Here is a 12404-nt window from a genome sequence, read left to right on the forward strand (position 1 = left end):
TGCCTCTGAGCCATTCTTTCGAGAATCCTAAATTGGCCCGCTGTCACACCCCAATTTTTAACGGATTTTCGATTTCAGGCTAATACTTATTTTCAACCGGAACAGTTTCATCCCAGTTCTCGAGAATCTTTGCACCGCTTGATGTTCCGATTCTGCTTGCTCCTGCTTCGAGCATTGTAATGAGAGTTCTTGCACTTCTGATTCCTCCAGAAGCCTTTACACCCATATCATCACCAACAGTTTCTCTCATAAGCTTAACATGAGATTCACTTGCACCATTTGGAAGAGGCATTCCGTCTATTCCTTTTGGATTTGCAAAACCAGTAGAAGTCTTAACGAAATCTGCACCAGCCTTTTTAGCACAGAGACAGCAGTTTACAATTGCATTATCATCAAGAAGACATGTTTCGAGAATTGTTTTTACAACAATAGTCTTTCCAAGCTTTTTACCGGCTTCTCTACAGGCATCAACAACACCCATAATATCAGTTCCAACTTCAGAAAAACGACAATCCTTAGCGGCACCAATATTGATTACCATATCAATTTCATCAGCACCATTTTCAATAGCATCAACTGATTCACTGATTTTAGCTTTAGTAGTTGTTGCACCAAGTGGAAAACCAACTACTGTACAGATTTTAACACCAGAATCTTTAAGTTCATCTTTAGCTGCAGATACATAAACTGGATTAACACAAACAGAAGCAAATCCATAACGTTTTGCTTCCTGGCACAAAAGTACTATTTCTCTGATTCCTGCCTGAGGAGCGAGAAGTGTATGATCGATATATTTTGCGAGTTCTTCTTTAGTCATAGCTGCATTATACTTTACAACAGAGATTTATTCAAATATCAGTTGCGAATTTTCACCTATTGTTGTATTATTTTACTATATTTATTTATAACCGCTTATGCGGTGATTTATAGGAGCAAATATGGCATTTAAGATTACCGACCAGTGTGTAAACTGCGGAGCTTGTGAACCGGACTGCCCGGTAGGAGCAATTGCTGAAAAAGACGGCGCTCGCGCTATCGATGCTGAAAAGTGCATCAGCTGCGGATCATGTGCAGCTTCATGTCCAGCAGAAGCAATTGTAGAAGAATAGATTGATTTCTATAAACTACGAAACGGGGCTATCTTTTAAAAGACTGCCCCGTTTTTTTAACTTTTTTGTATTTTTCCTCATTTTTACTTTTGCCGTTTCTGCACAGACTCAAAACGAAAGTGCATCCAATGATGACGGCAAAATCAGAATTATAATTGATAAAGAACAACTGCCGGTTATAGAGAGTTTTTTACCTTCACGTGCTAATGTAATTCAGAAGCAATACGACAAAATCATTGAATCAAATAAAAAGGCAGAAAGAGCCGGCCGTGAACCTGAAATCATGTTCTTTCAATATACAAATACAGAAAACTTTGATGTTTTAGGTCTTTCAAGCAGATCATGCATTATTTATGACACACTTGCTACTTTAAATCAGATTGAAAACGCACAGGACGATATAAAAGGAAAAACACTTATTTTACCAGTTGTAGACGGCATTTTTATTCCGATTGAACGCGGAATTAATTCAATTGAAGTACTTTTACAGGAAAATTACAGCACTCAAACCTTAACAAAAAGCAACATATATTATACAATAAATGGAAGAGATTATCTGTTCTTACGCAGCAAGCGATTCACCCCCACAGAAAGAGCTTATTTTCTCGACTCAGCCCTGAGACTTCCGCTGGATAATGATTCATTCTGGGTTTCTTCAGAATTCGGTAAACGAAAAAATCCATTCTCCGGTGAAATGAAGAATCATAATGGTATTGATCTTGCAGCTTCTGAAGGCACTCCTGTTTATGCCATAAAAGACGGTGCTGTTTATGCAGTTATCGAAAACGATTCTGAATTCGGAAATTATTTAATTCTGAGCCATGATCAGGGAAAAATGACAAGTGTTTATGCACATCTTTCAAAGATATTTGTAGACAGATATCAGTATGTAAAAAAAGGTGATGTAATAGCACTTGTAGGACAAACGGGAAAAGCAACCGGCCCTCACCTGCACTTTGAAATAAGACAGGGTGGAAAGGCAGAAGACCCGCGAAATAAACTGAATATTAAAGAATGATGAATAGAATATTCTGTGCAAAAAAAGCTCTGTTTTCTCTCTTCCTGATTTCGGGAATTACCGCATTAAATGCGGAAAGTTTCCGTGTAAGCAAGGTACATGAGCTTACAGTTGTACAGACTGCAGAATCAGAAGGAACAGCAAAACTTGGTATCAACGAAGCTCTTGCCATTACACTTCCTGCAGACCAGACCTTCCTTGAAGGACTGGAATTGAAATTTGAGATTCCAGAAACAGTTGCATCGTGGACAGATTCTGTAGCCTGTTCGGTATATTCAAATATCACTCCTACACCAAAAGCTTCTCAAATTGACTATAGCGGAACAAGGGCTTATGTAAGAACGCTTCCCGGCAAGCTTTCATGGGTACTACAGATTCCGCTTAAAAGCGAAAATTCCATAAAATCAAATAATTATACTACAAAGGCAGATACTGTCATTACGCCTTCCAAAAACATGATTTTTGTAAGACTTCAGCCGGTAATGAAAGGTGTTCCAGAAGAAACTCTTAATGCAATTGTGCCTATTACAGTAAAACCTATTCTTATGAATAAGGGCCAGTTGTCTTTTAAGCTTGTTTCATCTGAAAAACAGCTTGCTCCTTGTACTTTTTTTATTGATGATAAGATGACTTTACTCAATGAACACTCTAAGGTTCTTCTGGACACTGGTGTTCATGATATTTCGATTATTTCAGAAGCTTACAGAAACGAAGTTCGAACAGTTCGCATTGACCGTGCAAAAACTACAGAGCTTACTGTTGAAATGAAGAGTCTTGAGCCTACCCTTCTCATCACTGCGCCAGAAGGAACCGACGTTCTGCTTGATGATGTAAAATGTACAACTTTCGGTAAAGAATTTGTAATTACAGAGGGGGAACATAGACTCAAGGTCAGAATCGGAGACTATGAGATTCTCCGTTCAATAAATGCCATAAAGGGCAAAACTTATACTGCAAATTTCGCTTTAGATTTACAGATAACTGAAGACTAGAGTTATTTCTTAATCAACATCTTTTTATTATTTTCTTTCATATTTTTTTATATTTCGATTAAAGATTTTGAGGGGTGAGGTCGATAATAAATATATCGGGAACATTTTCCCCTCCCACCCATGTTCCCGATTGCCTGATGGGCATGGCTCGGATCTATTCCGAGCCTTTTTTATTTTAAATTCAGACATCTATCCTTGAAAACATTGGAAAAAGCGGGTCCCAGCGACGGAAAAAAAAGTAAGGTATCCCCCATCATTCGCTTGGAGCATACGCTTCGCTCGCTCCTGCGCTGATGGTTCCCCCTTATCGTTTCTTGCCTGCGTCCCACTTTTTTTATGTTTTCAAGGCAATTTCCGTTTAGAAAAAAGTCTCGATCTCTCTCTTGGTAAAAAGTGAAAATCTCGAAATAGTTATTTATGAGATTTCGGATTATTTCTTAAAAATACCAGATGTGTGGGACGCAGGCAAAACGAAAAAGGGGGTCCCAGGGATACGACAAGTTTTTGCGAAGCAAAAACGAGGAGTCTGGGGCACCCTGGGGGATTACTTTTTCGGTTTTGCCGTCGCTGGGACCCGCACATCTGGTATTTTTAAGATATGAGCCTATAAGTTGTAACTATTCACTATTTTGAGATTTTCTACTATAATAGGTAAAATATGATGAAAATTAAGAAATCTGGAATTGTGATCATCTCGTTGTTTTTTCTTGGTTCTATTGTCATGGGACTTTTTCTTGGATGGTCAGTTTCTGAAACCCGCAATATAATTAATTCTGAATATATAACCGATTTTGATACCGCTCTTCCTACAAAGCTGCTTGATATAAATGGTGAAGTAATCACCGAGTTCGCTTCAGATGAAAAGCGTGAAATCATCGCCTACAACAATCTTCCTCAGCAGATGATTGATGCACTTATTACTCGTGAGGATAACGTATTTTTCTCTCACGCCGGCTTTAATCTTAAAGCAATTTTGCGTGGTGTTTCCGGTATACTTACCGGCCGTTCTCTTGGTGGTGGTTCTACCCTCACCCAGCAGATTGCAGGAACCCTTTACTGTGACCGTTCTGATAAATCTGTAATCCGTAAGCTTAAGGAACTCTGGTGGGCTATCCAGATGGAACGTCGCTATTCTAAAAACGAAATCCTTGAACTCTATCTTAATAAAATTTACTTTGGTGGCGGTACCTACGGTGTAAACGCAGCTTCAAAATATTACTTTGGACACGGAGCAACAGAAATCACACCGGCAGAAGCTGCTATCCTTGTAATTCAGCTTTCAAACCCTGCCTTCTATAATCCTTTTGATCATCCTAACCGTGCAATGGATCGTCAGAAATATGTTCTGTCATCTATGGTTGATGCAGGATTCCTTTCTAAGGAAGAAGCAGATGAATCTTTTGAAAATTACTGGGCTAACTTTGACTACACAAGAACTTCTACTTCAGCCTATATGATGCGTGATGATAAAGCGCCATGGTTCTCTGAATATGTTCGCCGTGAGCTTTCCGGTATGATTTACGGTTCTGATGATATTTACACTTCAGGATTTACAGTTAATACAACTCTTAATCTTGCACATCAGCAGATTGCGCAATCTGTAATGGAAAAATATATTGCCGATGCTAACCGCCGCTATAAGAAAGAGCATTCTTCAAAGACAGGTGTTGCAACAAATGTTTATGTTCCAATGACAGAAATGCTTGCCCTTCTTTTTGATATCCCTGAACTTAAGGTTAGTGAGCAGCGTACAGAAATCGTTGCTAATAATACTTATGTAAATAAAATTAACCCTGTGCTTGATGCAATCTCTCTTATGACAGGTTCTGAAAAGCTCAAGGTTAATATCGTAAACCGTGCTACAGCAATCGCTAAGCAGAATGAAGAAAAGACCACAATTGAAGGAACTATGATTGCCCTTGATCATTCTAACGGCTACATAGATGCTCTTGTTGGTGGAAGTAAATTCGATTCTGACAATCAGCTTATTCGTGCAACTCAGGGACTTGTTCAGCCGGGTTCTACCTTTAAGCCGCTTTACTACTCTGCAGCAATTGACTCACGTAAATTTACACCGACAACTCAGATTTCAGACAGTATGGTTGTATTCCACACCGCTGATGGAAAACCATATATTCCATTAAACTTCCGTGGTGAATGGGAAGGTAACGTTTCTCTCTGGTATGCACTTACCCGTTCTATGAACGTTCCATCTCTTAAGATTCTTGATGGAATCGGATTTGAAGCAGCAATTGACAGAGCATCAAAACTTCTTGGTATTCCTCAGAATGAACTTGAAAGCAGAAGTTTCGATCCTGTATATCCTCTTGGTCTTGGTGTTTGTTCTGTTCGTCCTGTTGAAATGGCACGAGCTTACGCAATCTTTGCTAATGGTGGTAAAGATATTACACCAATGGCAATCAGAACTGTTGAAGACAAGAATGGAAATGTAATATTAAATCCTGAACTCGACATAAGAAAGGCTCAGGCTGCAAAGGGTGATAAGATTCAGGTAATTTCACCTCAAACTTCGTTTGTTATGATTAAACTCCTTGAACAGACTGTAAATAACGGTGGTACCCTTGGCGCACAGAAATGGCATTTTGATTACAAGGATGCTAACGGAAGACGCTACACAATGCCAGCCGGTGGTAAAACTGGTACAACCCAGAACTGGGCTGATGCATGGACTTGTGGTATTACTCCTTATTATGCAGCTGCATTCTGGTTTGGTTTTGACAGACCGGGTCAGTCTCTTGGTTTGAACATTACGGGTGCAACTCTTGCCGGTTTTGCCTGGGGTGAATATTTTGATAAAGTACATGCAGATCTTCCTTATAAAGACTGGATTAAACCCCTGGAAGGAGTTATCGAATGTACTGTATGTGCAGACAGCGGTATGATTCTTACAGAATCCTGTGAGCATTCAACAACACAGTGGTATCTTGCAGGAACTCAGCCTACTGAAATCTGCCCTATTCATTCAAGTACTTCTAATTCAGTTCTTTCAATTATTCGTCTTGAAAAAGAAATGTATAAATCTGGTCAGCGTATGAGCTTTGACTTTGATACTTCTCCGCTTACCTTTGATTTGAATGCACCGCTTACTTCAGATTATACATATGACGATGATGAGAACGAAGCTGAAATGGATACTTCAAACTCTGCATCTAAATTTGACTATAACTATCTTATGGATTAGACTAATTATCGGAGAAGACAATGCTGGTACAGATTAAGGACATCAAAATAAAAAAAAGGGTTCGCAAAGATTTAGGAAATCTTGAAGACCTGAAAGACAGTATGAGAATCTACGGACTTATGAATCCGATTACCCTCAACAGCCGTTATGAACTGATTGCGGGCGAACGACGTCTTCAATCTGCTATCCAGCTCGGATGGACAAGCATCAATGCAAATATAATCGACAATCTCACAGAAGTAGATCAGCTTGAAATGGAGATTGAAGAAAATAATCAGCGAAAAGAATTTACAGATGCTGAATTGCTGGAAGGCTATAAGAGACTTCAGAGATTACGAAATCCTAATATATTCTATAAGATTTATCTTTTCTTCAAACATCTGTTCCAGAAAATTGCAGACTATTTCCAGAAAAAATAAAGACACTAAAATGCAGAACTCAAAAAAATCACTCTTTTTAATTGTTTTCCTAATAATCGTTTTCCATGCAAAAATTTTTGCTACAGCTTCCGGTGTTCAGATAAGCGGAAATCCAGGTCTTTTGATAAATGAAGAAGGCACAAAACTTGAAAACTTTACAGGACGTATTACGGGCACTATAAGACTAAACCGTATTCCTGTTGCAACAGGTTTTGGTCTGGAAGCAGGAAAAGAAGATTCTGATTTTGCATACGGATTTTATGGGTTTGCAGATTATTATGCTATAGATCTTCAGCTTAAAAATACCTGGAACTTTTATTCAGGCTTTGGTGCAGAAGCAAGTTTCCTTACCACAGATTTCAAAAACTGGGGAATAACAGCAGGTGCAAGATTCTTTGCCGGAATGAACTGGCTTTTCTGGGATAATTTTATGGAACTTTATATTCAGCAGAATGTAGTTCCCGGCTATGCAAAAAATCTGAGTGATTCAGATTCTAAGGGAGTTTTTATTCTCAGCCTTCCGTTTGACGCTGGAATCCGATTTCATTTTTAATATATCCAATTACTGATTGAATCTCTTCTTCTAGTTTCCATGGAGAATTCAAAACAAGCATTCCGCTGCCATAAAGCCGTGGTGGATTTTTTCCGTTTTCAGCACGGAATTCTTCAAGAGACACTTCCTTATGTTCTGACTTATCAAAAACCTCTAGTCTCAAATCGCAGATTTCAATATTCTGATTTATAGCCCGCGCACCTTCGGTAATTCTGTCAAGCATAGCTTCAATCTCGCCCTCGCGATGGGCAAGCAGCGGATACCACAGCATAATAATACCGTTAGTCCATTTTTTATGAACTGCACAAATTGTATCTGCAGCATTCTCGTAGTCTGAGATTTCTTCATAACTCGGGTCAATAAGGACAGCTCCGCGCTTAGTCTGTGGTGGTGTCAGTGCTTTCAGTATCTCCCAGCCGCTTCTGTTATGCACCTGAACAGCTGGGACTCCCTCGCACAGTCTTTTCATATTTTCACGAAGATTTTCAATTTCCTGTGGATGAAGCTCCGAAAGAATAAGAACATCCTGACTTCTCATAAATCGCCGTTCAATTTCCGGCGACCCCGGATAACGCGAATCAGAAAGATATGACTTTACAAAAGAAAGATAATCAGCAAAAGCAGAAGGAACATCACCATCAGTTTTAGAAAAAACAGAAATCCCCTTCTCCGCCTCTCCAGTTTTCAGGCTGCGGCTATCGGTAAGATCATAAAGTCCGCTACCGCTATGAGTATCAAAAAATGTATAAGGCTTTTCTTTTTTATTTAGAGATTTTATAACCTGAATTAAAACCGTATGTTTCAAAAGGTCTGCATGGTTTCCTGCATGAAAAATGTGCTGATATGAAAGCATGGATGAATAATAACATAAAACTTGCCTTTAGTCACTTTCATTATTATTTTATAAAAGAAGGTGATGATTATGAATTACGAAAATTTTACAATCAAAACACAGGAAGCCTTACAGGAGGCTTCTTCAATTGCCAACAAAAACGATAACTCAGAAATAGGAACCGAACATGTTCTGCAGGCTCTGCTTGAACAGCAGGACGGGCTCATTGCGCCTGTTGTAGAACGAGTCGGAGTTCCTTCAATAGAACTCATCAAAAAAGTTAAGGAACTTGTTTCTTCAAATCCAAAAGTGTCTGGAGCCGCTCAGGTTTATTTGTCAGGTTCAATGCAGAAAGTACTTGCAAAAGCTGAAAATGAGATGACTGCCCTTCACGACCAGTATCTTTCTACAGAGCATATTCTGCTTGCCATGACAGAAGCTGATGACCGTACAGGAGATCTTCTCCGCCGTTCCGGAATAAATCACAATTCTGTTTTTGAAGCACTTAAATCTGTACGTGGAAACCAGACTGTAGACAGTAATGATCCGGAAGCTAAAACACGCAGCCTTGAAAAATACTGCCGCGACCTTACAGCCGCAGCCCGTCAGGACAAGATTGATCCTGTAATCGGCCGTGATGAAGAAATTCGCCGTGTTATGCAGGTACTCTGCCGCCGTACAAAGAATAATCCGGTAATTATCGGTGAGCCGGGTGTTGGTAAGACAGCCATTGTAGAAGGTCTTGCGCGTCGTATTGCTAGCGGCGATGTTCCGGAAAGTCTTAAAAATAAACGACTTCTCGCCCTCGATCTTGGTGCGCTTGTAGCCGGTGCTAAGTTCCGCGGTGAGTTTGAAGAGCGTCTTAAAGCGCTTATAACAGAAGTAACAAAGAGCGAAGGACAGATTATACTCTTTATTGATGAACTTCACACCCTCGTTGGAGCAGGGGCAACAGAAGGAAGCATGGATGCCAGCAATCTTCTTAAGCCGGCCCTCGCCCGAGGTGAACTTCGTGCCATTGGCGCTACTACCCTCGACGAATACCGCAAGTATATAGAAAAAGACGCTGCCCTTGAGCGCCGTTTCCAGCAGGTATACTGTGCAGAGCCTAGTGTAGAAGACACAATTGCAATCCTCCGAGGTCTTCGCGAGAAATACGAAATCCATCACGGAGTTCGTATTGAGGATGAAGCTCTTGTTGCGGCAGCTACCCTTTCTAACAGATATATCACATCCCGCTTTATGCCGGATAAGGCAATTGATCTTGTTGATGAAGCAGCAAGCCGTCTTAAGATGGAAATTGAAAGCCAGCCTACAGAACTCGATCAGGTTGAACGAAAAATGCTTCAGCTGCAGATTGAAAAGCAGTCATTGAGTAAGGAAGATGATGCTGCAAGTAAGGAAAGACTTTCAAAGCTTGAAAAAGAACTTTCGGAAATTACAGGACGCCGCGATGCAATGAAGCTTCAGTGGCAGAATGAAAAGGAAAATATTGATAAGTCACGTAAGATAAAAGAACAGCTTGAACAGGCGCGCTTTGAAGAAGAAAAGTTTACCCGCGAAGGAAATCTTGAAAAGGCTGCCGAGCTTAAATACAGCACAATTCCTGCCCTTCAGAAGGACCTCGATGCAGCCCTAGCTGCAGAAAAGGAACGCGCAGAAGGCGGCAGAGATTCGCTTCTCCGCCAGTCTGTAACAGAAGAAGATATTGCAAAGGTTGTTTCTACCTGGACTGGTATTCCTGTTGCAAAAATGATGACAGGTGAAAAGCAGAAATATCTTGAACTTGAAAATGTACTTCACAAGAGAGTTGTCGGACAGGATGAGGCTGTTAATGTTGTAAGTGACGCAATCCGCCGTAACCGCAGTGGTCTCAATGATCCAAACAAGCCGCTCGGAAGTTTTATGTTCATAGGACCAACAGGCGTTGGCAAAACTGAGCTTGCAAAAACTCTTGCAGACTTCCTTTTCAACGATGAAAAGGCTCTCACCCGAATTGATATGTCTGAGTACATGGAAAAGTTCAGTGTGACACGTCTTATTGGAGCACCTCCGGGATACGTTGGCTACGATGAAGGTGGTCAGCTCACAGAAGCCGTTCGCCGCCGACCATACAGCGTTATTCTTTTTGATGAAGTTGAAAAGGCTCACCCGGATGTATTCAATGTATTGCTGCAGGTACTCGATGACGGCCGTCTTACAGACGGACAGGGCCGTGTCGTAGACTTTAAGAATACGATTATCATCATGACAAGCAACCTTGGAAGTGACCTTATTCTCGAAGCTGCAGAAAAAGGTGAAACAGGCGACAGCGTTAAAGACAAAATAAACGTTCTTTTGCGCCAGACCTTCCGTCCAGAGTTCCTGAACCGTATTGACGAAATCGTAATGTTCCAGCAGCTAGGTAAAGAGCATATTGCCTCTATCATTAAGCTGCAGCTTGAACGAGTACAGAGCCGTCTTGCAGACCGCAAAATTACTTTGGACTTTGACCAGAGTGCAATGGACTTCCTGTGCGAAAAAGGCTACGACCCGACAATGGGCGCACGTCCGGTTAAGAGAGCAATTCAGACTTATGTTGAAAATACTCTGGCTCGAGAATTACTTGCAGGTAATGTACGGGACGGAGATGTGATTAAGATTAAGTCGGATGATGGAAAGCTGATATTCAGCAGATAAATAACCGCAGAACTTAGAACTCGCCATCTTCGATATGACCGAACTCGCAGAACACTTTCTGAAGTGTAGCGTGTTCGATCTGTTCGAGGGTGCTGCCAATATGCTTATAGAGTTTTATTTCGCCTGTACCAGAACCACCTTCAAGAACGTTCAGAATTTTTCTCTGTCCTTCAGGCAGCTCAATAGTACGGTTATTTAATTCACGGATTTTGCAGAAAACATCAATATCAATAACCCATTCCTTGCTGTTCAGGCTTGCACTCCAGTGAAGCAGATTTTCTTCCGGATTATCATTCTCTGGCATCTGGGTACAATCCCACACAACAGAGAACTGACGCTTAGAACCATCAGCACAAAGCTCAATATCAATATCTTCAAATTTTCCTACAAATGAAACACGGTCATCAAAAATACCTTTTACAGCAAATGAAGATTCAAAAAGAGTTTTTCCAGAAATCACACTTGTAAGATTTGCAGAAGAAAGATGGAAGAATGGTTCTGGTATTCCTTTGCCCCAGAAACGTTCCGAATAACCATTACATCGCTTTGGATCAATCGCATATTCATCACCATCAAAATGAATTGAACCGGTATATACTGTCTGAAGTCCAAAAGGAAACCATCTTATTAAATCAGATTTATAACCGTTGGTATAATCTTTGGTAATTGTATAATTGATATCCCATTTAGCATAGCCATAATCACACAATAGTTCCGGATGGGCTGCATGCTCTTCCTGAGGAACATTTATAAAACCGCCGATTTTATTTTCGTTGAAGTATTTGTTATCTACAATGATTTCAAAAGGTTTATTACTGAAATGAACTTGTTTAACCGGATAATAAGAACAGAATTGCTTTCCTTCTTTGCCAAAAGCACCGACTCTTACAGCACAGTAAGAAGGCTGAACTATAGCTTCTGTTGAAAGATCTTTTGCAGAATCAGTACCGGCAAGTGCATATTGCAAATCTTCTGCAGAAATACTTACCCGTGGCTTAAAACCTAACTGAACAGCATCGCTTGAATTCCAGGGATTGAGCATTTCGAACTCAATATAGAACATCTGTTCTGCCCCAGTAGAAGTATTAACGGCATTAAAAACAAAACGCCAGAAATTAAGTCCAAGCTTTTTCTTTGCGCCTGTAAATCCGAATTTATAATCATTTGAAAGTTTTGTATTCGACTTCATGTTAAAAAACCTTTATAAGAAACCTATTCTCTTATATTGTCGACATTTATAGATAGAACTTGATTGAAAAACAAAAAAAAGCCGTCTGAATCCAGAAAGGAATCAACGACAGCTTTTTTTCTATAAAATAATTATACTTTTATCTATCAGGAATGATTTTTCCCAAAACTACTTAAAGAGTTTATCGATGGACTTATTAAGTTCCTTCTGTTCTTCTGGGAAATTGTCGTTCAAGTACTCAAAGCACTCTACGGCTGCACGCTGCGCATGCTCATACCAGATTTCATAAAGCTCACTCTTAAGTTCTCCACCTGGAAAAGGAGCTCCCTGAACATCCGAAACCAAATCTCTAAGCATTTTGACGCATTGTTTTGTCTTTTTATCCATAACCTGTATCTCCTTTCCATATTA

Annotated in this window: 11 protein-coding genes; 7 read left to right on the forward strand and 4 right to left on the reverse strand. The window is 40.1% G+C overall.

Annotated elements, in window-relative coordinates; translation table 11 throughout:
• Positions 1-79 precede the first annotated feature (79 nt).
• Entirely contained in the window at positions 80-817 is a 738-nt protein-coding gene (gene deoC, locus AABJ44_RS10320; RefSeq protein ID WP_074639858.1) for a deoxyribose-phosphate aldolase, read from the reverse strand.
• Positions 818-938: 121 nt separating this feature from the next.
• Here deoC and AABJ44_RS10325 point away from each other — a divergent pair, with 121 nt between their 5' ends.
• The 6 genes from AABJ44_RS10325 (at position 939) to AABJ44_RS10350 (ending at position 7293) form a co-directional block, all read left to right on the forward strand.
• On the forward strand, positions 939-1109 hold the full coding sequence (locus tag AABJ44_RS10325) for a DUF362 domain-containing protein (RefSeq protein ID WP_022931029.1): 171 nt from the start codon (positions 939-941) through the stop codon (positions 1107-1109).
• Between the two features lies 1 nt (position 1110).
• Positions 1111-2127, forward strand: a complete 1017-nt coding sequence (locus AABJ44_RS10330) for a M23 family metallopeptidase (RefSeq protein WP_338368942.1) — start codon at positions 1111-1113, stop codon at positions 2125-2127.
• Positions 2124-3119 (forward strand): hypothetical protein, encoded by a 996-nt coding sequence (locus tag AABJ44_RS10335; protein WP_338368944.1) that lies wholly within the window; start codon positions 2124-2126, stop codon positions 3117-3119. Before AABJ44_RS10330 ends, AABJ44_RS10335 begins: the two co-directional genes overlap by 4 nt.
• A gap of 658 nt (positions 3120-3777) precedes the next feature.
• Positions 3778-6321 (forward strand): penicillin-binding protein 1A, encoded by a 2544-nt coding sequence (locus AABJ44_RS10340; RefSeq protein ID WP_338368945.1) that lies wholly within the window; start codon positions 3778-3780, stop codon positions 6319-6321.
• Positions 6322-6341: 20 nt separating this feature from the next.
• On the forward strand, positions 6342-6740 hold the full coding sequence (locus AABJ44_RS10345; protein ID WP_338368946.1) for a ParB N-terminal domain-containing protein: 399 nt from the start codon (positions 6342-6344) through the stop codon (positions 6738-6740).
• Between the two features lie 10 nt (positions 6741-6750).
• Positions 6751-7293, forward strand: coding sequence for a hypothetical protein (locus AABJ44_RS10350; protein WP_338368947.1), 543 nt, complete (start codon positions 6751-6753; stop codon positions 7291-7293).
• Here AABJ44_RS10350 and AABJ44_RS10355 read toward each other — a convergent pair.
• Entirely contained in the window at positions 7253-8146 is an 894-nt protein-coding gene (locus tag AABJ44_RS10355) for a 23S rRNA (adenine(2030)-N(6))-methyltransferase RlmJ (RefSeq protein ID WP_338368949.1), read from the reverse strand. The genes AABJ44_RS10350 and AABJ44_RS10355 overlap by 41 nt on opposite strands.
• Positions 8147-8215: 69 nt before the next feature.
• Here AABJ44_RS10355 and clpB point away from each other — a divergent pair, with 69 nt between their 5' ends.
• Positions 8216-10804, forward strand: coding sequence for an ATP-dependent chaperone ClpB (gene clpB / locus AABJ44_RS10360; RefSeq protein WP_338368951.1), 2589 nt, complete (start codon positions 8216-8218; stop codon positions 10802-10804).
• 13 nt (positions 10805-10817) lie between these two features.
• Here clpB and AABJ44_RS10365 read toward each other — a convergent pair whose 3' ends face one another.
• The gene (locus AABJ44_RS10365; RefSeq protein ID WP_074639849.1) at positions 10818-11993 is read right to left on the reverse strand and encodes a hypothetical protein; all 1176 of its coding nucleotides are present in this window, start codon (positions 11991-11993) and stop codon (positions 10818-10820) included.
• A 168-nt stretch (positions 11994-12161) separates the two neighbouring features.
• Positions 12162-12380, reverse strand: coding sequence for a hypothetical protein (locus tag AABJ44_RS10370; protein ID WP_074639848.1), 219 nt, complete (start codon positions 12378-12380; stop codon positions 12162-12164).
• Positions 12381-12404: the final 24 nt, after the last annotated feature.

It is taken from the genome of Treponema bryantii, from assembly GCF_036492245.1.
GTDB classification, from domain to species: Bacteria; Spirochaetota; Spirochaetia; order Treponematales; family Treponemataceae; genus Treponema_D; species Treponema_D bryantii_C.